This window comes from Nostoc sp. JL33, assembly GCF_017114985.1.
Classification (GTDB): domain Bacteria; phylum Cyanobacteriota; class Cyanobacteriia; order Cyanobacteriales; family Nostocaceae; genus Nostoc.
On sequence record NZ_JABXKP010000049.1, the window covers coordinates 125,121 to 151,515 of the forward strand.

The 26,395-nt window shown below is 41.9% G+C and carries 22 protein-coding genes; 11 read left to right on the forward strand and 11 right to left on the reverse strand.

What is annotated here, in order from left to right:
- Positions 1–175: 175 nt before the first annotated feature.
- The 4 genes from HWQ23_RS13155 (at position 176) to HWQ23_RS13170 (ending at position 4,554) form a co-directional block, all read left to right on the forward strand.
- Positions 176–1,018: a DUF2382 domain-containing protein gene (locus HWQ23_RS13155; RefSeq protein WP_292828878.1), complete on the forward strand. Its 843-nt coding sequence runs from the start codon at positions 176–178 to the stop codon at positions 1,016–1,018.
- 381 nt (positions 1,019–1,399) lie between these two features.
- A complete protein-coding gene (locus HWQ23_RS13160; protein ID WP_292828879.1) occupies positions 1,400–2,290 on the forward strand; it encodes a DUF2382 domain-containing protein in 891 nt (296 codons plus the stop codon).
- Between the two features lie 258 nt (positions 2,291–2,548).
- The gene (locus HWQ23_RS13165) at positions 2,549–3,466 is read left to right on the forward strand and encodes a YsnF/AvaK domain-containing protein (RefSeq protein WP_292828880.1); all 918 of its coding nucleotides are present in this window, start codon (positions 2,549–2,551) and stop codon (positions 3,464–3,466) included.
- 164 nt (positions 3,467–3,630) lie between these two features.
- Positions 3,631–4,554 carry an ion channel gene (locus HWQ23_RS13170; RefSeq protein WP_292828882.1) on the forward strand — a complete coding sequence of 308 codons (924 nt, stop codon included), beginning with the start codon at positions 3,631–3,633 and terminating at the stop codon, positions 4,552–4,554.
- A 12-nt stretch (positions 4,555–4,566) separates the two neighbouring features.
- On the opposite strand, the gene HWQ23_RS13175 is transcribed toward HWQ23_RS13170, so the two are convergent.
- Positions 4,567–4,767 (reverse strand): hypothetical protein, encoded by a 201-nt coding sequence (locus HWQ23_RS13175; protein WP_292828884.1) that lies wholly within the window; start codon positions 4,765–4,767, stop codon positions 4,567–4,569.
- Positions 4,768–4,997: 230 nt separating this feature from the next.
- Here HWQ23_RS13175 and HWQ23_RS13180 point away from each other — a divergent pair, with 230 nt between their 5' ends.
- From HWQ23_RS13180 to HWQ23_RS13190, 3 genes are all read left to right on the forward strand, one after another.
- On the forward strand, positions 4,998–5,603 hold the full coding sequence (locus tag HWQ23_RS13180; protein ID WP_292829042.1) for an exopolysaccharide biosynthesis protein: 606 nt from the start codon (positions 4,998–5,000) through the stop codon (positions 5,601–5,603).
- A gap of 914 nt (positions 5,604–6,517) precedes the next feature.
- Entirely contained in the window at positions 6,518–7,075 is a 558-nt protein-coding gene (locus tag HWQ23_RS13185) for a hypothetical protein (protein ID WP_292828886.1), read from the forward strand.
- A gap of 106 nt (positions 7,076–7,181) precedes the next feature.
- The gene (locus HWQ23_RS13190) at positions 7,182–7,958 is read left to right on the forward strand and encodes an SDR family NAD(P)-dependent oxidoreductase (protein ID WP_292828888.1); all 777 of its coding nucleotides are present in this window, start codon (positions 7,182–7,184) and stop codon (positions 7,956–7,958) included.
- Positions 7,959–8,219: 261 nt separating this feature from the next.
- Here HWQ23_RS13190 and HWQ23_RS13195 read toward each other — a convergent pair whose 3' ends face one another.
- A complete protein-coding gene (locus HWQ23_RS13195; protein WP_292828890.1) occupies positions 8,220–8,999 on the reverse strand; it encodes a photosystem II S4 domain protein in 780 nt (259 codons plus the stop codon).
- A gap of 752 nt (positions 9,000–9,751) precedes the next feature.
- Here HWQ23_RS13195 and HWQ23_RS13200 point away from each other — a divergent pair.
- Positions 9,752–10,246: a hypothetical protein gene (locus HWQ23_RS13200; RefSeq protein ID WP_292828892.1), complete on the forward strand. Its 495-nt coding sequence runs from the start codon at positions 9,752–9,754 to the stop codon at positions 10,244–10,246.
- Between the two features lie 70 nt (positions 10,247–10,316).
- Here the strand turns inward: HWQ23_RS13200 and HWQ23_RS13205 are convergent, their stop codons facing one another.
- The 7 genes from HWQ23_RS13205 to HWQ23_RS13235 all read right to left on the reverse strand — a co-directional run bounded on the left by HWQ23_RS13205 (position 10,317) and on the right by HWQ23_RS13235 (position 17,404).
- Positions 10,317–10,841, reverse strand: coding sequence for a GNAT family N-acetyltransferase (locus HWQ23_RS13205; RefSeq protein ID WP_292828894.1), 525 nt, complete (start codon positions 10,839–10,841; stop codon positions 10,317–10,319).
- A complete protein-coding gene (locus tag HWQ23_RS13210) occupies positions 10,842–11,351 on the reverse strand; it encodes a hypothetical protein (protein ID WP_292828896.1) in 510 nt (169 codons plus the stop codon).
- 281 nt (positions 11,352–11,632) lie between these two features.
- Positions 11,633–12,010, reverse strand: a complete 378-nt coding sequence (locus HWQ23_RS13215; protein ID WP_012409408.1) for a hypothetical protein — start codon at positions 12,008–12,010, stop codon at positions 11,633–11,635.
- Positions 12,011–12,301: 291 nt separating this feature from the next.
- On the reverse strand, positions 12,302–14,659 hold the full coding sequence (locus HWQ23_RS13220) for a TolC family protein (RefSeq protein WP_292828898.1): 2,358 nt from the start codon (positions 14,657–14,659) through the stop codon (positions 12,302–12,304).
- Between the two features lie 104 nt (positions 14,660–14,763).
- Positions 14,764–16,326 (reverse strand): circadian clock protein KaiC, encoded by a 1,563-nt coding sequence (kaiC, locus tag HWQ23_RS13225; protein WP_292828900.1) that lies wholly within the window; start codon positions 16,324–16,326, stop codon positions 14,764–14,766.
- 77 nt (positions 16,327–16,403) lie between these two features.
- Positions 16,404–16,718, reverse strand: coding sequence for a circadian clock protein KaiB (kaiB, locus tag HWQ23_RS13230; protein ID WP_292828902.1), 315 nt, complete (start codon positions 16,716–16,718; stop codon positions 16,404–16,406).
- Between the two features lie 104 nt (positions 16,719–16,822).
- Positions 16,823–17,404 carry a KaiA family protein gene (locus HWQ23_RS13235; RefSeq protein ID WP_292828904.1) on the reverse strand — a complete coding sequence of 194 codons (582 nt, stop codon included), beginning with the start codon at positions 17,402–17,404 and terminating at the stop codon, positions 16,823–16,825.
- Between the two features lie 640 nt (positions 17,405–18,044).
- Here HWQ23_RS13235 and HWQ23_RS13240 point away from each other — a divergent pair.
- The gene (locus HWQ23_RS13240) at positions 18,045–21,275 is read left to right on the forward strand and encodes a hybrid sensor histidine kinase/response regulator (protein WP_292829044.1); all 3,231 of its coding nucleotides are present in this window, start codon (positions 18,045–18,047) and stop codon (positions 21,273–21,275) included.
- A 116-nt stretch (positions 21,276–21,391) separates the two neighbouring features.
- Here the strand turns inward: HWQ23_RS13240 and HWQ23_RS13245 are convergent, their stop codons facing one another.
- Both HWQ23_RS13245 and HWQ23_RS13250 read right to left on the reverse strand, forming a co-directional pair.
- The gene (locus HWQ23_RS13245) at positions 21,392–23,323 is read right to left on the reverse strand and encodes an ArnT family glycosyltransferase (RefSeq protein ID WP_292828906.1); all 1,932 of its coding nucleotides are present in this window, start codon (positions 23,321–23,323) and stop codon (positions 21,392–21,394) included.
- 364 nt (positions 23,324–23,687) lie between these two features.
- Entirely contained in the window at positions 23,688–24,323 is a 636-nt protein-coding gene (locus tag HWQ23_RS13250; RefSeq protein ID WP_292828908.1) for a hypothetical protein, read from the reverse strand.
- Positions 24,324–25,023: 700 nt separating this feature from the next.
- On the opposite strand from HWQ23_RS13250, the gene HWQ23_RS13255 reads away from it, so the two are divergent.
- Both HWQ23_RS13255 and HWQ23_RS13260 read left to right on the forward strand, forming a co-directional pair.
- On the forward strand, positions 25,024–25,356 hold the full coding sequence (locus tag HWQ23_RS13255) for a DUF565 domain-containing protein (protein ID WP_292828910.1): 333 nt from the start codon (positions 25,024–25,026) through the stop codon (positions 25,354–25,356).
- A 22-nt stretch (positions 25,357–25,378) separates the two neighbouring features.
- The gene (locus tag HWQ23_RS13260; protein WP_375466445.1) at positions 25,379–26,383 is read left to right on the forward strand and encodes a glycerate kinase; all 1,005 of its coding nucleotides are present in this window, start codon (positions 25,379–25,381) and stop codon (positions 26,381–26,383) included.
- The last annotated feature ends 12 nt before the right edge of the window (positions 26,384–26,395 follow it).

The window sequence follows — 26,395 nt, forward strand, 5'->3', positions numbered from 1 at the left end:
AAGAGTAAACGCTGTAGGGGAAATTCATAAATTGCCCCTACGGTAAATCAAGGCTTTCACTGCCTTTTTGCGTAAGTCCTGATCTCATCTCAATTAAGTTCAGTCGCTAGTAGGAGGAGACACAGCAAAATATCGTTTAAAATACTTGATATTCTAAAAAACTTGGGAATACCATATGCCTCTTCATAAACTGGAACATTTTGACCCAAACTATCGAGAAACTTTTGGCAAAGACGACTTTAAAGGGCTAGAGGTTTATACTCAGGCAGGAGAGAGGGTTGGCTCAGTCGCTGATGTTTTAGTTGATGACGATGGTCGTTTTCGGTATTTAATTATTGATACAAGCTTAGATTCTGTTAGCAAGAAAATATTACTACCAATTGGTCTTTCCCGGATCGATTATCCTACAAGACGCGTCTATGTTAATGGGTTAAGCAGGCAGCAAATAGAAAATTTACCTGACTTCAAAGAAGACGCGATCGTTGATAATGATTATGAAGAAAAGGTACGTAGTGTATTTCGTTCTCCAACCAGTAATGTGACTTACGATCGCGATACATACAATTACCAAAATGAACCAGCTTTATATGGGTTAAATGAGCAAGAACATCAAACTTTTAAACTCTATGAAGAACGATTAATTGCCAACAAATACCGCATCAAAACTGGAGAGGTAACGGTTGGTAAGCACATTGAAACAGAAATTGCACACGTTACAGTACCTATTCAAAAAGAACGAGTTGTGATTGAGCGAGTTGTGCCAACAGAAGCAGGAAAGGTTGTAGATCCCAATGAACTTAAGTTTCAAGAAGGGGAAGTAGCACGCATAGAAGTGTATGAAGAAACGCCTGAGATACATAAAGAAGCGTATGTGCGTGAAGAAGTCCGAGTTAAGAAAGTAGTAGAACGGGAGACTGTGGAAGCACAAGACACCATTCGTCGAGAAGAGTTAGATATTGATACTGAGGGTAATTTACAGGTGCAGGAACATGGTACTACTACAAATGAAGCTATTTAAGTAGCTGGTGAATAAATTTGTTTGGTACACTTATCTGAAATAATCATGCAGGCAAAGTTAATTTTTAGCTTTGCCTGTGTTTTTATTTATCTTAGTAAGAATGTACTATTGCAAGTCTAAACAACAAAATTGCCAACTTCTCTAATAAGTCACGAATCAGAGTCTTGTAATTAAATGCAGAATCTTTACTATATAATCAATCCGATAAACAGCCCTTAACTTAACCCTATTTTTGTTATATGCCATCAACATCAATATAAATTTATAACTTTTGATTGTTTAATTCTTAAAAGAATTCATTCGCCAGAAGGAGGTAAATAAATAAATAAATCTATAGTTTAGTTATAAGTAGATGAAGAAAAAATTTTTGAGGTTAATATAATGGTTCTCTACAAACTAGAAGATTTTGAGCCTAACTACCGCGATTCCCTTGAAGGTCAGGACATTAAGGGGCTTGGGGTTTATACACAAGGAACTGATGAAAAAGTTGGCACTGTCAGCGAGGTTTTAGTGGATGAAGAAGGTCATTTCCGCTATTTAGTCGTTGACTTAGGCTTCTGGATTTTTGGTAAAAAAGTATTACTACCAATCGCTCGTGCCCGTGTCGATTATAACAGCGATCGCGTCTACACAATTGGCTTGACTAGAGAGCAAGCAGAAGATTTACCTGAGTTCAGTGAACGCCAAGCGCTTGATTATGATTATGAAGAACGGGTGCGTGGGGTATATCGCCAACCCGGCTCAACGCTTCCTTTAGAAGCATCATTACCATTGGAAGCGACAGCAGCAGCGGATACAACCTATCAGCAGCCGGTTGCGCCTACTTACAATCGCGATAACTATACTTACGAAAATGAGCCTTCTTTATACGGGTTAAATGAGCAAGATCATCAAACTCTGAGATTATATGAAGAACGGCTAATTGCCAGTAAGAGACGCCAAAAAACTGGAGAAGTAGCGATTGGTAAGCACGTTGAGACTGAGACTGCACGGGTTGCAGTGCCAATAGAAAAAGAACGAGTTGTGATTGAGCGTGTAACTCCAGCAGATGCAGGGACTGCCGCTTCTGGGCGCGAAGCAGACTTCCGTGAAGGCGAAGTTGCTCGTATAGAACTCCACGAAGAAACTCCTGATATTCGCAAAGAAGCATTTTTGCGTGAAGAAGTCAGAGTTAGAAAAGTGGTCGATCAAGAGACAGTTGAAACTCAAGAAACTGTGCGTCGTGAAGAGTTAGATGTGAATTCTGGTAATCTTCCAATTGAAGAACGCTAACAAAATATAGTCATTAGCTACTAACTAATGACTAATAAATAATTCGACATAGTGCAGGTGAGGCTGTTAAATTAGCTTTACCTGTGCTTGCAATAGCTGATACCACTTGAGATTTTGGATTGCGAATATGGCTCTGGATATGGGTTGTATAAATATATCTCTCGCAAACAATTTCTAAATGGTATTCAAATAGATCAATAGATTTAATATACTTAACTAGAAAGCAGTTCACAAATTTTGCATATGAACAGCCAACCGATGACAAAAAACATTGGACAGGCAAATACGGACGAACGGACTAGCACCTCAATAGCAGATTTAAGAAAGAAGGTGAAGAATTTTGCTGTCATCGATAGGCAAGGTCAACTAGTAGGAGTAGTTCATGATTTAATTGTTGATGCTAATCGCCGGCTAAACTTAATTATATCTAACCAGGCGAATCAAGAAACTTTAGAATATGGTCAGCAGTTAGCCGAGAAACATCCTTCTTTATTTCGGTTGCAGAGCCAGAGAATAAAACAAATTGACAAGCCGACTAAATCTGTTTTCATAGACTTAAACAAATCAGAAATCGAATATATGCCTGAATATTTACAAACAGAAACGCCAGGCGATGACTATCGGCAAGCGGCTCCGCATCTACCCACACTATCAGAATCAACTGAGCAACTAGCGAATAATCAAACTACAAATAGCCCATTTGAGCCAGTAAATTTAGAACAGGTTACCGAAGAAGAGATTATTCGTTTAGTAGAAGAACGGCTAGTTGTTGAAACCAGTAAGCGTAAAGTTGGTGAGGTGATTGTTCGCAAAGTCATCGAAACCCGGATGATACAAGTTCCTGTGCGGCGTGAAAAGCTGATTGTGGAGCAAATTAGCCCAGAACACAAACAACTTGCAGAAATTGATTTAGGACAAGGGGAAATTTCTGGCGTTGACTTGACCGAAGTAGAAGGATTTGAAGTTACACGTTTTGACAGCGGTTTAACGGTAAGCAGCGAATTTAGCTCCCCTAAAATTGCTAGTTTATTGTTAAATGCGATCGCACTAGAGCGAAATCACGGATGCAAGCAGGTGCGTGTTACCATTTCTGTTGAAGATGAGTCACACCAGAAAAAATACCAGGAGTGGTTTGATCGCTGTTCTAAAGGTCAATCACTAAAGCCGGGAAAATAACTTTCTAGAAAATTAATTAGTAGGGTGGGCATTGCACACTCTATTTTTTTGCTCAGAAAAGTATAGAAAGGTGAAGTTTCCCGTTCCCTAGCGGCTAAGTGGAATGTCTCCAAAGCAACTTAATTTACAATACTAAGCAGTTGCCGTTCTTTTGGCTACTTGCAATGAAATTTCGACTTAAGAGACTTTCACCGAAGAAACGACAGCGTCTGATCCCACCGATTCAGATTCAAGTTCGAGATGGAAAATTTGAGATTATGGGTATCGGTGCATGGCATTCCTACTGGCGCGATCCTTATCATCTGCTGCTAACGATTCCCTGGACTGGCTTTCTGCTGCTGATTTGTACTTCCTATCTAACTATTAATGCTCTATTTGCCCTAAGTTACTTGATAGGAGGAGATTGTATTGCCAACGCCCGACCTGGCTCTTTTTTAGATGTCTTTTTCTTTAGCGTGCAAACCCTAGCATCCATTGGCTATGGGGCAATGTATCCTAAAACAACTTACGCCAACATTATTGTCACCATTGAAGCAATGATCGGTTTGGTGGGAATTGCTCTAATGACAGGACTAGCGTTTGCTCGATTCTCTCGACCGACAGCCCGTGTGGTCTTTAGCCGTGTTGCTGTAATAACATCTCATAATCAGATGCCGACTCTCATATTTCGCAGCGCTAATAAGCGTCGCAATATGATTCTGGAGGCGCAAATGCGAGTCTACTTGATGCGCGACGAAGTAACCTTAGAAGGGCAGTTCATACGTCGGTTCCACGATCTCAAACTGCTAACGAACCAAACACCTAGCTTCACCTTAAGCTGGTCAGTGATGCATGTCATTGATGAGTTTAGTCCTTTATATGGGATGACACCAGAATCGTTAACCCAGACAAATACTATTCTGATCATCTCTTTGAGTGGCCTTGATGAAACGGTTGCACAGATCGTTCATGCCCGTCATACCTATGGTGCTAATGAGATTTTGTGGAATAATCAATTTGTCGATATCTTCCATCGCACACCTGATGGACATCGCTACATTGATTACAACCGCTTTCACGATGTTTTCCCTTTAGATGAAAAGAGTTGAAATACCAAAAAGTTACTCGGAAATCTCATTGACTGGTGGTTGCAAGGGTTTAACTACAACCCGACCATTTTCAACTACAGTACAAGTTTTAACCATGCTCTTGCTCTGCTTAACTGGCACATCCTGGCACTGGTTTTGGTAGCAGATATTTTGATTTTGCTCTTGTTGTTGGTTGAGGACGACAACACAACAGGCGGAGGAGGCGAAGGACATATAACATATTTTGATCTCTATATCTATTATCGCTCTACTGATGCCGTTTGGCTCAAAAATTTGCTACCCATGTGTTTTGCTAATTTCTAGTTGTTGGCGCGCCTACGAGAGTGCAAGCGCCATTGCTTGTGACAGTTGCGTAAGTCGTGTTTTTCTTCAATGCGTGAATTTTGAATTGATTTCTCCCTCTGCTATAAATAAATGTGGGAACTCGCATCAACTCACCCCAAATGGCTCTGAGATTTTCTCAAGATATAAAGTCCCTGTTGCAACGCCTAGCTGAACAACCGTTGACTCTAGGTGATATCCTAGCAGAAACCTCAGAACGAGGGTTCAGCCTGGTAATTACACTATTAGTTTTGCCCTTTTTATTTCCTATGCCACCGGGATTAACTGGCCCTTTTGGTGCTGCTTGTTTACTGTTGTCAGTCCAAATGCTTTTAGGGAGGCGATCGCCTTGGCTACCCAAAAGAATCGCTAACTACAAATTTCCTCGCCCCTTTGCCGAGTTACTTTTGCAAAATTTGGGACGTCTTACCAAAGTTTTAGAGAAAATCGCTCGTCCCCGATTGGCAAAAATAGCCCATAATCCTTTGATTTGGCGAATTAATGGGTTTTGTATCTCTTTATTAATAGTATTACTAATATTACCAATTCCGTTTACAAATCCCATCCCGACTGTAGGTATTTTACTTTTGACTGTTGCCACCATCGAATCTGACGGTTTATTAATTTGCATCAGCTACGGCATTACTGTCCTGATTACCTTGCTGTTTGGATTTCTTGGTTATGCAGTCTGGTTAGCTCCCAGTATGCTGCCATCTATATTTAAATAATAAAAGCCCCCAGCTTTGGGCTGAGGGCTGTAATTTATTAGGGTGCATCTACCATTTATTAATCCGCTTTATTGATTGCTATATCCGGGAAGATTTAACTTGTGAGCAAATTTCTTTTGTTCAGAGATTCAAAAATATCAGCAATAAAAAAGCCTTCAACTAAAAGCTGAGGGCTATGATTTAATTAAGGTGCATCTACCATTTATTAATCCGCTTTATTGATTGCTATATCCGGGAAGATTTAACTTATGAGCAAATTTATTTTGTTCAGAGATTAAAAAATATTACCAATAAAAAAGCCTTCAACTAAAAGCTGAAGGCTATGATTTAATTAAGGTGCATCTACCATTTATTAATCCGCTTTCTTGATTGCTATATCCGGGAAGATTTAACTTGTGAGCAAATTTATTTTGTTCAGAGATTAAAAAATATTGGCAAAAAAAAGCCCACAACTAAAAGCTGAGGGCTGTGATTTAATTAAGGTGCATCTACTATTTATATATCCGCTTTAGTTCTCGCTGCATCAGGAAGGATTGAAAAAAGAATGGCTGGCTGTGGGATTGATTTTTTTATATACAACGGTAGTACTAGTAGACGTTGGTGAAAATAACTATATAGTCTCTTAAAAAGCTTACTGTAAAAGCAGTATTCTTTTTGCCCTTTTGAAGTTTGATCGCCGAAAGTCTCTGTTCTCCTGTGGTAAAAAGTAACAATAGTTACCCTAATCTCCGAAGGATAACTTGCGGTATTTGACTAGGCAAGCATGGCTTATATTCACAATAATTTTACAAATACCTGATAATTTCCCTGAATATACAAAGTTTCTGTTAATATCTCTGAGGCTATATCCGCAATAGTACGAATTTAGTTTATTAGTTAGGTATATGACTATAAAAATTAGATAGCCCAAATCGATGAAGCGATCGCAATTTCTATTAGCCCTTGCTAGTCTTAGTATTTTCGGGGGAAGCTTTTTTCTGAGAACAACTTTTAGCAGTACTAGCGAACCTAAAATAATAACTGATACATCACGCTACAAAGAAATTCGTAATCAGCTATGGTCTAATAATGACCAAGTAAAACATTTTCCTAATGAGATTCCCACTGATGCAAAAGACGTTAGCATTGCTTACTCTCCCGAATTTTTGCCAGGAAGTAGTTTTTTTCAAATTAGGCTGAAAGAGCCACAAAAAAAAATAGAAACATTACTTTCACAATATAGAAGTAGTGCAAAGCACAAATATACGGGTGGTAACACAAACGACCACATAAACCAGCCTAATGGTGTGCCGACAACTTTCTTCTACACGAGTGACTCTCATACAGAATCTTTTCCAGCTAGTTATGAAATATTGGTATTAAATGCAGAGGACAAAGGTAGACCTGGCTTCAAGTGGAATCATGGAGATAGCTACGGTGTCGCAATTAATAATTCAGCCTCAGAAATTATCTATTGGTCTGAAAAATGGTAATTGGCAATTCAATTACGCTTTTGGGTATATCACTTTAGGTAGTTAAAATTTATAGCCAGCATAGTTAATATTATAATAGTGCTTAAAAACTATCTTAATATGTAGAATGCCAACTGCTTTAATTACTGGCGCATCTAGTGGAATTGGTAAAGCTTTTGCCCAGGAACTAGCTGCACGCAAGACAAATCTTGTACTCGTTGCTCGTTCTGAAGAGAAACTAAGCCAATTAGCTAAACAACTACAAGAACAATACAAAATTCAAGTAGACGTTATAGTCAAAGACCTCACAGAACCTAATGCAGCTGCTACTGTATTTGATGTTACTAAAGAAAAGGGATTAACCATTGACTTATTAATCAACAATGCTGGTTTTGGTTACTATGGCGACTTTGCTGAAGGGGATGGAGAAAGACAAATTAAAATCGTACAATTAAACATTTTGGCATTGGTAGATTTAACCCATAAATTTTTACCCTTGATGCGGCAACGTCGTTCTGGAAGTATTATTAATGTATCTTCAATTACCGCATTTCAACCGATACCATACCTTTCTGTTTATGCTGCCAGTAAAGCTTTTATTCTCAGCTTTAGCGAAGCACTATGGGCAGAAAATCGTCAATATGGTGTCCGTATTTTAGTCAGTTGTCCAGGGCCAATAGAAACAAACTTTTTTGCAGAAGCTAATTTTCCTCCAGCGCTGGCAAGCAGTACAGATAAAGTATATTCTTGCGAAAAAGTGGTTTTGGAATCTTTAGAAGCTTTGGAAAAAGGCTATCCCACTGTTATTAGTTCTGATACTACCACTCAAATTAGAAGCAGATTATCTCGGCTCGTACCGCGCAAACTTCTGCTGAATATATTAGCCAAACACTTTAGAGCCTAAGTATATATATTTAGGAGTTAGGAGTTAGGAGTTACGAGTAACGCACCAAAACCTTTGGGCGGTGCGTTACGCTTTGCTTATATCTTGCACCAGGCGACTGGAAGTCGCGGCTACACAGGCGAAACCCACCTCCGTGGGTTAAAAACCTTTGATTTTCTCTTAGTCCACCTCCGTGGACTTCGTTTGTATAGCCGCGATTTCTAATCGCCAGGGCTAGGTGCAAGATGTGAGTTTGCTAACGTACCCTACGTCTATTTAAAATTAAATATATCTTGTTAATTGAACTCGGTAACGGTCTTTTTTTGTAACGGCAATTTCCCCAACTTCTAAACGTCCTTTAGAGCGAATGGCGATTAAGTCGCCTGATTTGACTTGAGAACTAGCTTGGGTAACTTCCTTCCAATTGACGCGGACATCACCAGCATCAATGAAATCAACCATTTTGCTGCGGGACATGCCAAAACCGGCAGATGCGATCGCATCTAATCGCAAAGAAGCCTCCACAGTAGTTAATTCTTTTTTCTTGGGTTCCCGAACCTTTAATTCAGTTACCTCAATTCGCTGAGTTTTCACAGCAACCGATCGCACCTGTTTAAGACTCATTGACAAAAATTCCACTAACTCTGGTGCGACGATCGCCTGCGCCCCTCGTTCTCCCAAGACAATAATATCTCCTGTCTTTTCACGAACAATTCCCGTCCCCAACATTGCGCCTAAAAAGTCGCGGTGAGAGGCGGTATCAAAGAGGAAATTACCAGCAATTTCCACAGCTACAAGGCTGACTTGAGATTGATCTAAGGGAAGTTCCGAACGAGCGATCGCTATTCTTTGGCGTTCAGCTTGCGGATATCCACCCCACGCCACCAATTGCACTTCTGTTAATCGGTTAAACACCCGTTGAATTTCTGCCAATTCTGGGGGAGACAGAAAATCAGTCAAAACGACTTCCCAAGTTTTGATCGCTTGTTCGGCTTGATCGATTACACGAGCTACACTATCTCGATTTTCAACACCTTTTAAAAGTTCTTCTCGTGGCAACATTCTTAAAAATTATGAGTTATGAGTTATGAGTTATGAATTGAGAATTAATCTGCTATAACTATCTTGATTCTAGCTTTAATTCTCATTTCAGCCATTAGTAACAAGTTAAGGCTGTAAGGCATCAGAAGCACTAGCATTATGGATGACTTATATCAAATCTGGTGCTATCACTTTTCGCAAGTCTATCACCAAAGGGAAACATAAAACCTGGATTGTGGATATCCCACCAGCACTAGCAGCAATACTTTAGGACTTACGCAGAAGAGATCCCCCAACCCCCGATAAATTGGGAGCTTTTCAGATCCCCCCCAATTTATCGGGGGGTTAGGTGGGAGTGCGCTTCGCGCACGCTACGCGAACGAGGTTTCAGGTTTTCACTGCGTAAGTCCTAATACATTAGAATTCTTACCGTAAAAGTAAGTTTAATTAGAGTTTATTACTTAATAAGTACATAAAAATAAAGCCATACAAAAGCCGCGACTTCGCAAGAAAGTTGAGCAGCACTGCTTGTTTAAAACCTTTATAAATAAAGCACTTTGAGAAGTGAGAACAACTCCCCACTTAGTTCTTGCTTACTGATATTGAACTATGACACGGCATTTTCTCTAGTCTAAAAATCTCTCATGCTTTTCTTTTGATAGTTCCAGCACCCAGAGTTTTAATCCCTATTGACCCCTGATGAATAGTACGTACAATTATACGTAGGGACTAATAATTTTATTAAATCGGCGTTGACTAAAAACGCATAACCTATGTCTATCGGGACTTTCGGCAATATCTACTCAGATGAGTTAATTACAGCTACTGAGTTGAATCGTCAGCCTGGGCGAGTTCTGGACAAAGCTTTAGAACGTCCAGTGACAATTACGCGCAACGATCAGTCTTTTGCCTTGTTGCGCCGCGAGGAAGTGACTTTTCTCGTGAAGGCAGTAACACAGAGTAAAGCTGTTTTTGAGGCATTAACTGTCGCCTTCTCTTTGTTACTTGGAAAGGAAATCGGTTTTGAACATCCTTATGGATGGCTGAGTGTGTTTGAAGAAGATGATCTGCAAGACTTTATCAAGGAGCTGAGTGAGGCTTTTCGGTTGATAGATTCCTCAACTACAGCATGGGAGATAATTGACGCGATCATCCATGAATGGCATGAGAGCGCTGTAGCGATCGCTAGTCCTGAACTGGCAGATGCTTTTAGTGCCGAGACTGATGAAGTACCATTAAAGCCGCCATCTACTCAGAGTGCTGTCTGAATCATTAGTCATTAGTCATTAGGTCATTAGTAATTTATCTTTTACCAATGCCCCATCCCCCTCTTTAAAACTATCTTGATTCTAAGTTTAATTCCCATTCCAGCAGGTTTTCATCCTTAGCAATTTGTTGCATTCCCAATTTTTCCAAAATGCGAATCGAGGCAGCATGATCGTCTGGAGAATGAGCGATAATTCTCTTGAGTTCTCGCTGAGTAAAGGCAAAATCGACCAGTGCTTGTACTGCTTCAAAAGCAAATCCCTGCTGGCGATAGGCTGATAGCACTTCATAACCCATTTCTACAGTTCCCCTCTGATCAGGTTTGCCAAGAAAACCCAAATCGCCAATTAAAGTAGAATCGGCAATGTGAATCATTAGCCAGACACCCCAACCCAACTGGGAAGGATCATCTATTAGCATCTGAGCATACATTGGGAAAATATCTAACACCTCAGATCCATACCAATCATCGGGAACCTGTACCCCCAAAAGCCTCTCTACTTGGGGTTTATTTCTTGTCACAACGGCTTGCGCCACCTCCAAAGAACAGGGAAGCAACTCAAGTCGCTGTGTCGTGATCTGTAAACTACGAATCATTCAATACACAGTATTTGTGTCAGCATAACCTTGGATATTTTCTGGATCAAACTGACGTAATATTCGGGTTGCTTGCCGAGTGAGAGTTTCAGAACCTTGAACGGCAACTAAGTATTTACCCGCATCTAAGCGGTTGCGATAAGGTAAAGCATCACCACTACCTACGAGTAAACCGACTCCGCCACCGACAAACACACCACCCATAGCACCACTAGCAGCACCCAGGAGTCCGCCAACGATGTGATTGCCAACTTCACCCGCCCAGGCAAAAGTATCTAAATCAGTGATCAGGCTGAATGTAAAACCTGCAAAAAAGCCAAATGGTATCAGCCAGGTTGCCATCAGTTTTGCTTGCTTTTTAGCTTGGTCTTTGGGGTCAATTAAGCCAAACTCGTCAGCCGTTTTATAGCCCCTCCCCAGAATAGTACTGTTTATGCCTTGTTCTTCTAAAGCTAAGTAAGCAGCTTCGGCTTGAATGCGGTCTGGTAATACGGCAACAAGGTAATTCATTGATTTTAAAATTTGTCTAATAGAAGTTTTGCCTTAATTAACAGCGTATCAGTCCTTGTCGAATCATCTTGCATTGGGTAGAAGTTTAGAGTAGAGACGCGATTAATCGCGTCTGTACAGGAGTTAGGAGTACAGACGCGATTAATCGCGTCTGTACAGGAGTTAGGCGCTAGCTCTTAAGGGGTTGGGGGTTAGGTCTGTATTGAACCAACTGCCAACCGCGTAGGCTAGCAAGAACCGCAGGCATCGCACAAGTTAGCACAAGTTAAATGTACATCTGATCACTTTAGCGAATCTAGTGGCTCACAAAAATTGTTCACGCCTTGCTTGAGAACATATATCAAAACTGGTGTTGCCAAAATTTTAGGAAACGTCGGCATTGCTTTTAGATGTTCCATCATCTTTTGAGGTGAAGTATTAAGCAAATCTTCCCGATATTCTTGTTCGCAAATGACTACACGCCATTTTCTAGCCAAGGCATCTAACCACTCAGAATTTGCTCTTTCTGGTTGTTGTCCTGCCCGGATAGCTAGCGTCATCGCCGCATCTTCTAAATCTCCATCACAGTCTTCAATCAAATCTAGCGCTTCCATATCGCTAGGATCATCTGCCAATTGAGAGCGAAACTGTGCAATTTCTTGAGATGTTACTTTAGTCATGAGTCTTTGACAAGGCCAGCGATGCCGAAGGCGGTAAACTACGGACACTCAGTTATGCTACATCATTTCACAAAATTGCTGTTACAAATACGTTTTTTTCGCAAAAAGCCTCATTTTTCAATAATTACATTGAAGAATGAGGCTTTTTGAATTTTAAATTGAAAGTACAGGTTGGCGGAAATAAACTTACCATTTCATTACAGCCAGAAAGCCCAAAATTAAAGCATGAGTGACTTTTGACTTTTGACTTTTGACTTCCCCGTTCGCGCAGCGTCCCCAAGGGTTGGGGCGCTAGCGTAATGCTCTGAGGCTAACATACCTTTGTAACGAGGCTAAAGCACGGTTGTAATCCAAAATTGCTCTGACCCGATTACCTTCAGCTTGTGTGAGGTCGTTTTCAGAGTTAATGACATCAGTTTGAGTACCGACACCAGCTTGGAATCGCAAACGCGCTAAACGTAGAGCTTCTCTAGCTTGTTCTAAAGCGGTATTAGAGGTTTGAACATTCGCTAAACTAGATTGCTGGGTAGAATAGGCTTGTTCTACCTGAAAGCGAATTTGGTTGCGCTGTTCGGCAAATTGAGTTTCTGCGATCGCAATATTAGCTACTGCTTGAGCTGCCTGTGCTCTTGCAGCTCCCCCATCAAATAAATTTAGGCTTGCCCTGACTCCTACTGAATAACCATCAGTCACGCTGACATTATCATTGAACTGATCTAGTAGGCTGTAGCTGGCTACCAAACTAATTTGAGGGCCTAAAGTTGAAAGTGCTTGCCGTCGCTGTTGTTCGCCAATGTTACGTTGCGCCAATTGCTGTTGCAATTCTGAACGGTTTTGAAAAGCCAGCAAAATAGTTTCTTCTAATGTTGGGTTCCAAAGACCAGCTAATTGTACAGGATCGGCTGCACTGATATTTATCGACTGCGGCAAACTTATCCGAGTTGCTAATTGACGACGGGCAATTGCCTGCTGGGATCTAGCATTAGTCAAATCTTGTTGGGCATTTGCTAAATTCACCTGCGATCGCAACACATCAAACCGCGTACCAACCCCAGCTCGCTCTAAAGCTTCGGCATCACGCAAACTAGCCTCGGAGTTCTGCACAGCCGACTGAGCAATACGTACTTGTTCATCCGTTTGTTGCAGATTGTAGTAGTCATTGGCAACATTCAGACGGATTGTCTCAAACTGAGTTTCTACAGCCAACTCATCCGAGCGCTCCTGTTCCTCAGCCTGCCTGATAGTAGCTTGCCGATTCCCAGAAGTATAAAGGTTATATGTCAGTTGTGCTTGACCGTTGAAACCTGTACTAGGTGCGCCTGTGTTAGAGGCAAAACCTTGCTGTCTGGATAATTCGTCGCTAAGCTGACTGCCAGCAGACTGACCGCGAGTTATATCACTAGTAAGAGCGAGATTGGGAAACAAAGCAGCTTGTGCCTGGCGTACAGCAGCGCGACTACGTTCTAGCTGCAATATCGACACCTGTAGATCGCGATTGTTACGCCGTGCTAGCTCCAGAGCCTGTGTTAAAGTAATCGGCTGATTTCCCTGAAGTCTCACTTCCTCCGGTTTAGTGGGAAATAACAGAGGATTTGAGCTAGGAATCAGGTTATCGGGAATTTGTACCGAAGCTGACGGCGCAGGAGTTACGTTTCCTGGCACAATCTGAGGTTGCACCGAACCTGCTGGTGCAGGAGTTACGTTTCTTGGCACAATAATCTGAGGTTGCACCGAACCTGCTGGTGCAGGAGTTACGTTTCTTGGCACAATAATCTGAGGTTGCACCGAACCTGCTGGTGCAGGAGTTACGTTTCTTGGCACAATAATCTGAGGTTGCACCGAACCTGCTGGTGCAGGAATTACGTTTCCTGGCACAATAATCTGAGGTTGCACCGAATCTGCGGGAGTCTGAGTATTACTCTGAGCCACGCGTTCTCCAGCCGCATTTTGTGGTAAGCAGGTGCTTGAGGCCAGTAACAAAGAAGTGGAGGAATCAGTTTTGCTTTTCCCCAACCCCTGCGGACACCTCTGCGCTGACAACAATTTTGCTGCTCCTGCCCCTGTGGCTGAAGCTTGTAAAAATGTCTGCAACTGATTAACAGTATTTATCTGTTGAATTCCTGGCTGCTGTAAAGAAGACAGGGACAAAATTTCTTTTTGGACAAAAGCAGGTTTTGAAGTGTAGTTAGGAACTACTACGCTCTTTAATTTCTGCCGATTCCGGTCTGAATTACTGTTTTTTTGGTTATTTTGAGCAGAAAGGCTGACAAGAACCTGTTGGGAAGGATTAGAGCTAGGTGTCAAACTGAAAAATCTACCTTCATCTTTCTTAAGAACTTGTTCTATGGGTACACCAATTCTCCCAGTTATTAACACTGGGATACTGTTATTCCTAAAAGCCTTCAGACTAAGTTTAGTAAAACCAAAAGTAGGTACTAAGGTTGGAACACTAACATCTGCACCCTTAGGCAGCTGCGTATTCGCCGTGTCCACAGCCAAGCCTTGACCAGAAGTAGAAGTCAAAACACTAGGAGAAGACGCCAGTTGTGCCCCTGCTAGTTTCACAGTACCAGCCCAAGCAGGCTGAGTTGTTAAGACCGCTGCTGTCAAACCAGGTAAGAAGCTATAAAATAATTGCTGTCCTTTCACCGCATCCCCTCACACGAAAATCAATCTAGCGGCAGAAAACCTTTCTTCACCACAGAATATAGCACGATACTAAACTTAGGAAAGAATATACTACGATACTAAATTTAGGGTTCGGAACTCTGTTTGTCTTCAAAACGTCTAACAATGCGAGAAAGTTCCGCCTTTTCATCGATACTGACGCGGGTAGGAGCACCGCTAATAATCCGTTCGTAGTTTCGGAAAGAATCTTTAATATCGGGCCCGTCAGCAGTAATATTATACTCACGAATGCCCTTGTCATGCCAAGAGCCTCTCATTTTAAATACGTTAATTGCCCGCGACATTTCCCCACGAATTTCTACGTACTGTAACATCAGAATGGTGTCGGTAATCGTGGAAATATGAGAGTCAGTGATTGAATGCGAACCCAGAAATTGGTCAGTTGTGTTGGTAAAGAAACCAGTAATTTCTTCTTGTTTAGCATAACCCGTCACACCAATTACAAACTGCCGAAATGCATTCTGGGTAACACCTCTAGCTAGTGCTGATAGGGAATCAATGGCGATGCGAGCTGGTTTGAAGACAGCAATTTCTGATTTAATAATTTGTAAATGGTCTTCTAAACCAGTTGATTCGGGATAGGTACAGATGATTTTGAGTAAACCTTGATTTTCTAATTCTTCAAAATCAATTCCCCAAGAGGAAGCATTACGAGATAGTTGGGCGCGTGACTCTTCATAAGCAAATAATATTACCTGTTCTCCATTCAGGCAGCCATCTTGAATAAACTTACTGACTAACAAGGTTTTGCCAGTACCTGTGGCTCCTGTTGCCAAAATAATTGAATCTTTAAAGAAACCACCACCGCACATTTCATCTAAAGTTTTGACACCAGAAGATACTCTGACATTAGAAGACCGTTGAGTTAAGCGCATTGCTGCCAATGGGAAGATGTTAACTCCTTGATTAGTAATTGTGAAGGGATACTCGCCTTTCATATGAGTTGTGCCACGCAACTTGAGAATTTCAATTGTGCGGCGGCGGCGTTCTCCTTCTAAAACGTTACGAACAATTACTACATTATCGGAAACAAATTCTTCTACTCCGAAAGAGGCAACGGGCCCATATTCTTCACTACGTTCAGTGGTAATTACAGTGGTGACACTCAGTAGTTTGAGACGTGCTACCAGGCGAAAAATCTCGCGTCGCACTACTCCCATCGCTTCATACTGCTGAAATACTGCTGTTATTGAGTCGATTGAAACTCGTTTAGCTTTGTATTTGCGGATGGCATATTGCAAGCGCTCAATCAGTGCAGAAAGGTCAAAATTCCCAACGATATCTTGACCTTCAGGATCAGGAGATGCATCAAGAATAAACAACTTGCCTTCTTCCATTAGACGTGGCAAGTTCCAACCAAAAATCTGGGCATTTTTAATAATATCACTGGGTGATTCTTCAAAGGTAACAAATACTCCTGCTTCATCAAAGTAGGTGATACCGTTATAAAGAAACTGAAGAGAGAATAAAGTTTTGCCTGTGCCAGATGTGCCGCTAATCAAAGTAGTTCTACCAATTGGGAAACCACCATGAGTAATATCGTCAAATCCTTCGATCATCGTCCGAATTTTTTCTACACCCCCAATTTTCGGTGGTTGCTTTGGTTCTACTTGCTCGTTTTCACTCATTGCTTGATCACAAAAGGGCATTTAACCCATTTTTTTTATTACTAAAGTTTGTACTCAATTTGTTTATGATTAAAATTTTACTCTTCAAAATCTTCTTCACTCAGTTCTTCATAGAGCAAATCTAATCCAATCAATACTCTTTCTCTATCTGAAAGATCCCCAATAATTTTGCGAACGGGTGGAGGCAAAATCTTAGATAATGTCGGCGTTGCCAATATTTTATCTTCTTCCGCCAGTTGCGGGCTTTTCAGTACATCGATCACTTTTAAAGCATAAACACCTTCAAGCTCCTGTTCTAAAATATCTTTGAGTGTTTTTAATGCCCGGACTGAATTCGGGGTGTTCCCTGCTACGTAAAGCTTGAGAACGTAGGTTTTTCTGGCTTTATCCATATACTTAATCGCTAGCTATGATCATAGAAATACAATATTTGTTCGCGCATTGGGAGTCACTAACAGCAGTAGCTTGTCCCAAGTTGAACATCGATAAATGTAATTTATTTAGAAATCGAACTCCTATAGACTTCGCACAGGTGAGCCAGGATATCTATTAAGGTTAAGCGGTAATCAAGTAAAGTTTCATCGTTCCTTCCTTCTAATTTTAGCTGGTGAGAAAATTCTTCAATTACCTCCATGTGAATTTCGATGATTTGGGGCACAGGAATATTAGCATAAAATATAGTATTGATAAATTTATCAATTTTTTCTGAGAGTGTTTTGTCTGTGGTAAAATACTTTATAAGAATCAGCCTGTAGTCTGATTTAAGCTGGCTTAATAATTTTTGTCTTTCTGCTGGAGTCATCTCCTGCAAATGCTGTTGGCTTTTTTGCGTGTGACTAGCAAATACATAGACGTATTTGCCAGTGTATGCCTTACTTAGATTTTGTTGCGGACAATTTGGTAAGTAGTTGATTTTTCCCCAGGTAGTTGCTGCAACAGGTAAGTAGCAAAATTGGGCAATAATTGCCTCAATCAATTTCCACGCCCACATGCTCAAACCTTTTTGGTTGGCTAAGTCAACTGGATTATCTAAACATTTGTTAACATCAGATTGCAGAATCAATATCGGTAATAACATCTATTCTTGAATATATCTCTTTGAACGCGCTGACCAATAAACCTGGGTTGATAAGTTTGGTAAACGCTTCTAGGGTAATACTGGGTGTGCAGTAAACTGGTGATTCCAACCCAAAATAACGCTTTGGGTTAGCAGATAGTGCTAGGTACTCAGCAACTTAGTGGTAGGATTTAGCGGGTCTTTGATGATCAGGTATGTGTCGGCATAGCAAGACACAGTAGCTAATTTATTATTCGTATATCTATCTACATAAGATAGATTTTTTTATTTTGCTCCTGGATAAGATACTTAAACGAACTTAAAGGTTTGTCGCATTCTAAATCATTATAATTCCTCAAGGTTCTAAAGCGAATCTTTGGGGTCATAATTGTTTTAGCCGTCGCTATCGATGAGGAGTTTAAATACCAGTAAGAGACTGGGGAGGCTAGTTGCTAGAAATGAGAAACATCGCCTCTTGGAAAAATGCACTCGTCTGCAAGCAAGTGCCCGTAAGGGGAAATCCCGTTGTTTTAATGGCGTTGAAATAACCAGAGTTGCTTATATGAGTCTTCTGAGAGGATATGGCTTCAGGCGAAAAAACCATCAACTGGCAGATGGAAATGCCGGAGGTTTCCAGAGGAAGAATGACCCCCAAAGCCCTATGTTAATGCTACATTACCCGCTTTATGACTTTCAGGCAACCGTACCTAGCTGCCCCCAAACAAGTTCTCTGGCAGTGGTGTTGGAGATTTTTGAGCAGGAGCAGTGCGATCGCTTGGTAGTAGTGAATCAACAGCAATGCCCCATAGGATTGCTGTATTCTGCCCGTTTAATCCCAAAATTATTAACACATAGTGACGATAAAAATTTAAATTTAGATCAATCACTCTCTACCTGGGGTCAAGCTCTAATTGAGCCAATACAGACAATATCTGCTTGTGAGTGTGTAGAGCAATTAAGCTTGCGCTTGAGTTATCCACAAGCGGAAAAACACTCCTCCTTAGATTGGGTGCTGATTGACTCAGATGGTCGATATTTGGGGCTGCTGGATAGTTCACGTCTGTTGCGATCGCTGGCTAAAGAACGCATGGCTGGGTTACAAAGTTCAGGTGAGCATCGCCATGAGTATGATGCTGGTATGCAGAAGCCAAATGAACCCAAGTCATTGGGACACCAGCCACTGGTACACTTGCTGGAAAGACTGCCTTGGCCTTTGATGTTGCAAACGGGTACTGGCGAGGTGATCGCACGAAATCCCGCCTGGTGGCAGCAATTAGGAGCCTTGAAAGATCCAGAAGGAGTTAGACACCAGGTGGAGGCAATACTTGTCCCTAAACCCTCCGAAAAACCAGAATATGCCACAGAACGAGCAATCAAGGTTCATCCCAATGGTAGGGAGAATAAGGATGGTGGTGAAGAGGAACCGACTCAGCAAGAAGCATCACCAGAGGCTGTATACAGTCGGTGCTATTTGGATAGTCCGGTGGGCACTTGTACCTGCGTTGTCCAAGTGCAAAATGGTGAGGAGCAAATCTGGCAGTTTGCCAAAATTCCCTTAGATAGTCCTGAGTTTAAAGTCATGAGTGCTGGCTCAGAGATTGCACTCAGCACTGACCTGTGGTTAATTTTAGCTACTGATGTGACTGAGCAGCAGCAGCTTTGCAAAGAACTGGCAGCAAAAAATGCCGATTTAATTCAACTAAATCGGTTGAAAGATGAATTTTTAGCTTGTATTAGTCATGAACTAAAAACTCCCCTAACTGCCGTTTTGGGATTATCGCGGTTGCTCGTGGATCAGCAGTTGGGAGAACTCAACGAGCGTCAAGCCCGTTATGCGGGACTGATTCATCAAAGCGGACGCCACCTGATGAATGTGGTTAATGACATTTTAGATTTGACCCGCATGGAAACGGGACAAATGGATTTGACGCTGACTCCGGTGAAAATTCGGGCTGTGTGCGATCGCGCCCTATCGGAGGCTAAAGCCATCCACACTCAAACTACCAAAGCGACATCTGCCTCGCCAACTCAAAATACCCGTTTATCTGCTCCCCAATTCTGCCTTTCCATTGAACTAGGCTTAGATCAGATGGTGGCAGATGAATTGCGCTTACGCCAGATGCTAGTACACCTACTTTCCAACGCCTTTAAATTCACCGAAATATCTGGCGAAATGGGACTGCGGGTGAATCGTTGGGAAGGATGGATTGCCTTTACGGTTTGGGATACAGGCATTGGCATTCCTGAACACCAGCAACACTTAATCTTTCAAAAATTTCAACAACTAGAAAATCCGCTCACCCGTCAATTTGAAGGCACTGGTCTGGGGCTGGTATTAACTCGCGCCTTAGCTCGCCTCCACGGAGGAGATGTCAGCTTCTTATCGCGTGAAGGAAAAGGTAGCCAGTTTACCCTACTTCTGCCGCCCAGTCCCCCGAAAACAGGCTTTTCGGAAGCAGATATGGGAATCAGAGAAGAGGAAGAAACACGACATCAACAGACACGGCAAAACCCCGTAGTATCGTCTACTTCCACACAGCATCATCCGGTTAGTTCGCAACGGTTAGTCTTGGTAGTTGAGGCAGTAGCCCGATATATTGAAGACTTGACTGAACAACTCAAAAGTTTAGGATATCGCGTAATGATTGCGCGATCGGGGACAGAAGCAGTCGAAAAAGCTCGGCGCTTGCAACCAATAGCGATATTTTTAAATCCCTTGCTACCCCTGCTATCAGGCTGGGATGTGCTAACTTTACTGAAATCTGACACCGCAACCCGTCATATATCTGTAATTGTGACCGCGACGGGAGCCGAAAAGGAGCAAGCATTTGCTAACCGAGCCGATGGTTTCTTAAGTTTGCCAGTAGAGCATCAGGTCTTAGCACCAGTTCTAGAAAAATTATGTACTGCACAAGCCGTTTTGCAGCTAGGGTTAAACAACAGCGCAATAATCCCAACTAAGACTCCACTGCGAATTCTCAGGTTGGTGAATCCCCAGTTGGAATCGGTGAATCCCCACCTCTCACTTCGAGAACATCGGGTGATTGAAGTAGATGACCTTGATCAGGCAGAACTTTTGGCGCGGGTATGGCAGTTTGATGTCATTTTGCTAGATGTGGAAAGTACCACCGCCCAAATTTATCTGCAACAACTAATTCGGCATCCACGTTTGGCAGCTATACCACTGGTTACTTGCGATGTTGCAACTACCCTAATAGCTTCTAAAATACCAGAATTATCTGTATTTCCTTACTTAACACCATTTGCCAAAGACAATAGCAGTCGCACCGAGAAAACAGATGCCTTACTATCAGTACTGCAAATTGCTTCTGGTATTTGCTGTCCTCCTAACATCTTGGTAGTCGATTTGACAATGCTGCGTGATTTTCCACAGGTAAGACGCAAGCAAATTAAGGGTTATCAGACTGAAAAAAATTGCTTAATTAGTGGTGATGCTGAACGGGGTTCTGAGTGGTTCCAAGCTTTAATTCAGTACCTACAAACAGCAGGCTTCAAAGCGGCGATGAGTCCCTGTTGGGCAGAAGTGTTACAACAAATTCGCCACCAAAGCGTTGACTTACTGCTAATTTGTTTAGGAGAATCTGCTATCCACAAAGACGTGCTCAAAGCACTGAAAACATTGGGAGATTCGCCTTTAAACTTACCACCAATTTTGGTACTGAATCAGCGATTAAATCACCCAGAAACCAGTTTCCAGCCTGGAGTAGCTTATAAGGAAATTGACAAGCAGAAGAAGAACATTTTGGAATCGATAGAAACTGTTGTGGGTGCGATCGCTACCCAAATATTACCGCGATCGATATCAATGGAAGACCTCTTAAACCAGATCAATCAAGCTTTAGCTGTCAACGGTTACAATGGCAAATGTTAATGGGAATGGGGAGTGGGGAGTGGGGAGTGGGGGAGATGAGGGAGATGAGGGGGATGAGGGAGAAACAACCAATGCCCTGTTTGGCCAATGCCCAATTCCCAATTCCCAATTCTCAATTATGATATGTCTATTTTTTCATTTTTCTTTTTCTTAAAAGGAACTCGAACCAAGTTATAAGCACCCTTGGTCGATAAATTCTTGTAATCATCTGGCTGTAAGTTCATTTGTAAAAACTTTTTCTGTTCAGCCAACAGCAGCAGTGAGGGAGGTTTTAGCCCCTTGGCAGCCTGCTTTTTAATATGCTCTATAGCCTCTTGGGGAAATCCTAAATAATTTACGTGAATGTGGCTGTAAAATACTACACTAGGCTTTTTGAAGCCAAGCATGATCAATTCTTCATTTGGTTGTTTTGCTTCTAGGATGACAGCAGACAACTCCCTTAAGGGTAATTGACGTTCTTGATCAATGAAAAACGAAGCAGGTGATAAGGCAAAAATTAAAAACGCCACAAACCCTAGCAAATTAATACCAATAATGTACTTCCATCGGCGACTCAGTAATAAACCCGCAACCACAACAGCGCAAACAAACCAAATTACGCCGGCTATTACTGGTAAACCAGATTGTTGAATTAGTTCGTGGAAGTTACTTATAGCTGGATCAGTACCTAATATGTGGGTTATGTTAAGCAGTGCTGTTGCCAAAAATGATAAAAACACTACATTCACCCAACCACTCCAGACTAGTAAGGGGGGGATGGAAGAAGACGCAAGGAGATGATCAAATACTCTGTTTGTGTGATTTTCATTCTCGATGTTTGGTAAAAGGTCGCTCCACAACAGGGCTACCAGGATTGCTGCTGCTGGCATTAAAGGCAAGACGTAACTAGGGAGTTTGGTGACAGCAATGGTGAAAAAGATAAAGACGCTAGCAAACCAGAACCAGGCAAATAAACCAAATTGTTGAAAACGTTCTTGAGAGAGCCAGTGCGATCGCTGCCAAAACTTTAGTCTTACTATAGAGGCTGGTAAATACACTGAGTATGGCGCAAAACCCAGCAGCACGACTAAAAAGTAAAAATACCAAGGTGCTGAGTGACCATTAACTACTTCTGTAAAGCGTTCCAGGTTGTGATAACCAAAAAAGGAGTTAATGTAATTCCAGCCGTTGCGCCAAATTACTAAAGCATACCAGGGCACTGACAAACCGATAATTATCAGTATACCCACGAAGAGGCGCATTTCCCGCAACACCTCTCGAACCTTTCCCACGTAAAGCAAAAAGGCGGCAACAATTAGCCCTGGCAAGACAATTCCCACTGGCCCTTTAGTCAAAATTGCGCCAGCAATCAACACATAAAAAGCTAAGTACCACTTATTAAGGAATGGGGATTGGGGCATTGGGGATGGGGCATTGGTTATTAATTCTTCTCCCCCTGCTCCCCCTGCTCCCCCTGCTCCCCCGCTCCCTTCCTTCCCTGCGTACCCTAGAAAGAAACATAACAAAGCTGATGCCATGCATCCGGTGAGCAGCATATCAGAAACACCCGTTCTCGCCCAAACAATAGTTTCGACATTGAGTGCCATCAGGGCTGCTGCTATAAAAGATGTTAAGTAGCGGCGATTAGGACGTGAAACTTGCTCTAATTCGTCTTGTTTAGCCAAATACCAGTATACGGTGTAAAAAGCTAAACAAATTAAGCCTAAAGCTGCGATCGCTGAAGGAAGGCGTACTGCCCACTCATTCACCCCAATAATTGCATAAGCGATCGCCTGACACCAGTAAATTAAAGCAGGTTTATCGAAACGAGTCTCACCATCGAAAAATGGGGTTATCCAATCACCTGTGACTAACATCTGGCGGGAAGCTTCGGCAAACAGTGGCTCTGTCTCGTCAACCAAGCCAGTGTTGCCCAAATTCCACCCAAAAGCTACCCAGCCAATCACTATCAACCACAAAATCGACACAGCTATACCAAGGGCTGGATTCTTTTCTATTTTGTTGAACCACTGATCAACAGTGCGCTTAACACTCAATTTCATTCTCATTAGTCAATAGTCAACAATCACTAATCAATAGTCGTTGGTTATCTATCTTTTGTTCTTCGGAGTTTTAAATTCAACAATTTTCCTCTACTCAGTAGTCTACACTTTACCAACTGTAGGTAGGGATTTAGAAATAAAGATTTGAGCCAACCGTAAACAATGCCACCCTACAAAAATAGCTTCCTTCGGGGCGGTTTAGCCCCGAAGGAAGCTTACATACAGCACTAAGTAAGTCGGTGAGAATAAATCAAACTAGATTAAGTAATGTAAAAAATCTTGAGATTAGTTCGTAGTGAGGACTTTAGTCCTCAAATGAGGGCTGAAGCCCTCACTACAAACCTTGAATTATTCACACCGCTCTACTTATTTATGGAGTCAGCACTAGTTGCCATTCTCTGTTTTGGGGATTCCACTTAGGTAATTGAGTTTCGCCGACAACATAGGGGCCCCAGTAACGACGGGAACCATCTTCTGCAAAAGCAACTAAAATATCTCCCTTCTCCAGCTTTAAATTATTCTGAGGTAGGGATAAAATCAGTCCCTTATCACTACCTTCTTGGGGAGCAAAATCCCAATGTGCTGGTACATCATAGTTAGCCTGTTTAGTACCAGAGCCTTTTGCTAGCGGCTGTCGCGCCAGTAGAGCCAGCCGCACAGGCTGATTTGTTTGATTGCTCATCCGCAAAGTCCCTTGATTTTTGACTTTGCTAGCTGATTTATCACGATCTGCCAACACAGGATGAATATTCTCTCTACTGTTATGTTCTACTTGATTGGCTGGGGTAGTTGCTGGAGTAGATAGGCTAGGGGAAATACCTTTTTCAGGTGAAACGGGTGTAGACGAAGTTGTTTCCAACTGGGTAGTTGCAGTTGGCAGTTGTGAAGATGTATCTGGGTTTGTGGACTCAAAGGATACGCTCACTCCAAAGCATCCCACCAGAGCAACAAGCAGTCCCAAGCAACAAGCTGTAACACCGACGTTACGATACACTGAAGATTTCATATTGATAGTTATTAGAAATAAATATTTTGTCTAGGCTTGACCAAATAGTAGCCTATTATCACAAAAGGTAATCATAGAAAGTAGCTTAATATAGACTTTCTTTAAATTCCGGGCACGTATGTATTATAAGTATCATTTGAAAAAGAAAACATTTGCAGGAAATAATTTCTTTAATGTTTGACAAAACTTGGGGTATCACCCATTGCTTCGGATCTTCACCGTAGGCTTGGATAAAAACAAAAAAATTAGATACCGAGCCAGCCAATTCATTTGGATAAAAAATAAAAGTTTCCTGAAACCGCTAACGGCCTGAACCAGGCGTCCTTTGCCCAACCTTAGATAAATCTAAGTTGTATATTTCATCTTGTGTTAAAATAATCACCCTTAAAAAGGTCAGTATTTACCTCAAGATGATAAAATCTGCAAATTTGAATCAACACTGGAAGCCCAGCACATATCGGACTCATATTTGATTTTTGCAATACAAGTATGGTGCGTTACGCTATGCTAACGCACCTCTCTAGGGTTTGACTGCCGTACTCTCGGCGATAACACACCCTAGATATACTTAAATTTTTTCAAAAATCAAATTGGATTGCTATATCTATAATATTAACAAACAAGCTTAGGCTAAAACCAATATTCTCTTTAATATAGAGATACTTTAAGATATCTTGACTTTTCCCCAGAAGTCTATTTGATGCAAAACACTCGTCTGAATAACTTGTTCGATGCCATTGCGACACGCTTGGGGCAATGGTTTTTAAATCCTTGGCGGCGACTATCGTTGCTGATAATTAGTTTTTTGTTCGGTTTTTTTCTGGGAAACGCAGTTTCGACTACATCTGGTCAAGAGGGTGTATTGGACATTGTGGTAGCTGCTTTTTTAGTATTGTTGACGGAAATTACCAGCAGGATATTTTATAGTCGCAGCTTTTTGTCAAGGCGATCGCTGTTGATAGACTCACTAAATCTCCTGAAAGTTGGTTTCATTTACAGCCTGTTTCTCGAAGCCTTTAAGCTGGGATCGTAGCGGTATGAGGGAGATGAGGGAAATGGAGAAGCAGCAAGCAAGAGAAGCTGCGCTGGCAGATAGGTTAAGGGCAAAAGCTTTTGGGATTACGCCGGAAAATGTCGATGAAGTAATAGAAAGGCGATCGCACTTGCTAAAATCTGTTCTCCCAGCTTTTAGCCAATTGTGTCAAACTACTTTTGAAATCGAACCCAAGGAAATGTTACAGGTATTGTGGGACTTGTGGCTGCCTTTGGGAATCAAACTAGCATCGGGGCGCCAACAGTTGGAACGCCCCCTGATTCAGGGAATATTGGGAGGACAAGGCACTGGGAAAACCACAATGTCCAAGGTTCTCAGCTTGATTCTCGATCAGTTGGGATACCGGACTGTGAGTTTATCTTTGGATGACTTGTATAAAACTTACAGCGATCGCTTGGTTTTAACACGGCAAGATCCGCGTTTGATTTGGCGCGGCCCACCAGGAACCCACGATGTAGATTTAGGTTTAAATGTACTAGATCAGATTCGGCAGTTGCAAAGCCCAGTGATGATTCCTCGCTTTGATAAATCTGCATACAGAGGTGCTGGCGATCGCACGACTCCAGAAATGATCACAAATGTGGATATTGTACTATTTGAAGGTTGGTTTGTGGGTGTGCGGCCAATCGCTCCAGATGTATTTGAGACTGCACCGCCGCCAATTCTTACAGATGAAGATAGAGCATTTGCCCGTGATATTAATCATCGCCTCTACGATTATTTACCACTGTGGGAGCGATTAGACAGCTTAATTTTGCTGTATCCCACCGATTACCGTTGTTCTTTGGAGTGGCGCAAACAGGCAGAACAGCAGATGATTGCTGCGGGTAAATCGGGGATGAGCAATGCAGAGATAGAGCAATTTGTCAATTATTTTTGGCGATCGCTTCACCCGGAATTATTCATCAAGCCGTTGGTAAAAGATGCAACAGCAGTTGATCTAGTGATTGAGATTCATGCCGATCATAGTTTTGGTGAAGTGTATTGCGATCGGATTAATTCGTAATTCGTAATTCAG

Coding starts and splice junctions, on each gene's coding strand:
- HWQ23_RS13155 (WP_292828878.1), top strand. CDS start 176: ATGCCTCTTCATAAACTGGAACATTTTGACCCAAACTATCGAGAAACT.
- HWQ23_RS13160 (WP_292828879.1), top strand. CDS start 1,400: ATGGTTCTCTACAAACTAGAAGATTTTGAGCCTAACTACCGCGATTCC.
- HWQ23_RS13165 (WP_292828880.1), top strand. CDS start 2,549: ATGACAAAAAACATTGGACAGGCAAATACGGACGAACGGACTAGCACC.
- HWQ23_RS13170 (WP_292828882.1), top strand. CDS start 3,631: ATGAAATTTCGACTTAAGAGACTTTCACCGAAGAAACGACAGCGTCTG.
- HWQ23_RS13175 (WP_292828884.1), bottom strand. CDS start 4,767: ATGTCCTTCGCCTCCTCCGCCTGTTGTGTTGTCGTCCTCAACCAACAA.
- HWQ23_RS13180 (WP_292829042.1), top strand. CDS start 4,998: ATGGCTCTGAGATTTTCTCAAGATATAAAGTCCCTGTTGCAACGCCTA.
- HWQ23_RS13185 (WP_292828886.1), top strand. CDS start 6,518: ATGAAGCGATCGCAATTTCTATTAGCCCTTGCTAGTCTTAGTATTTTC.
- HWQ23_RS13190 (WP_292828888.1), top strand. CDS start 7,182: ATGCCAACTGCTTTAATTACTGGCGCATCTAGTGGAATTGGTAAAGCT.
- HWQ23_RS13195 (WP_292828890.1), bottom strand. CDS start 8,999: ATGTTGCCACGAGAAGAACTTTTAAAAGGTGTTGAAAATCGAGATAGT.
- HWQ23_RS13200 (WP_292828892.1), top strand. CDS start 9,752: ATGTCTATCGGGACTTTCGGCAATATCTACTCAGATGAGTTAATTACA.
- HWQ23_RS13205 (WP_292828894.1), bottom strand. CDS start 10,841: ATGATTCGTAGTTTACAGATCACGACACAGCGACTTGAGTTGCTTCCC.
- HWQ23_RS13210 (WP_292828896.1), bottom strand. CDS start 11,351: ATGAATTACCTTGTTGCCGTATTACCAGACCGCATTCAAGCCGAAGCT.
- HWQ23_RS13215 (WP_012409408.1), bottom strand. CDS start 12,010: ATGACTAAAGTAACATCTCAAGAAATTGCACAGTTTCGCTCTCAATTG.
- kaiC (WP_292828900.1), bottom strand. CDS start 16,326: ATGAGTGAAAACGAGCAAGTAGAACCAAAGCAACCACCGAAAATTGGG.
- kaiB (WP_292828902.1), bottom strand. CDS start 16,718: ATGGATAAAGCCAGAAAAACCTACGTTCTCAAGCTTTACGTAGCAGGG.
- HWQ23_RS13235 (WP_292828904.1), bottom strand. CDS start 17,404: ATGTTATTACCGATATTGATTCTGCAATCTGATGTTAACAAATGTTTA.
- HWQ23_RS13240 (WP_292829044.1), top strand. CDS start 18,045: ATGTTAATGCTACATTACCCGCTTTATGACTTTCAGGCAACCGTACCT.
- HWQ23_RS13245 (WP_292828906.1), bottom strand. CDS start 23,323: ATGAGAATGAAATTGAGTGTTAAGCGCACTGTTGATCAGTGGTTCAAC.
- HWQ23_RS13250 (WP_292828908.1), bottom strand. CDS start 24,323: ATGAAATCTTCAGTGTATCGTAACGTCGGTGTTACAGCTTGTTGCTTG.
- HWQ23_RS13255 (WP_292828910.1), top strand. CDS start 25,024: ATGCAAAACACTCGTCTGAATAACTTGTTCGATGCCATTGCGACACGC.
- HWQ23_RS13260 (WP_375466445.1), top strand. CDS start 25,379: ATGGAGAAGCAGCAAGCAAGAGAAGCTGCGCTGGCAGATAGGTTAAGG.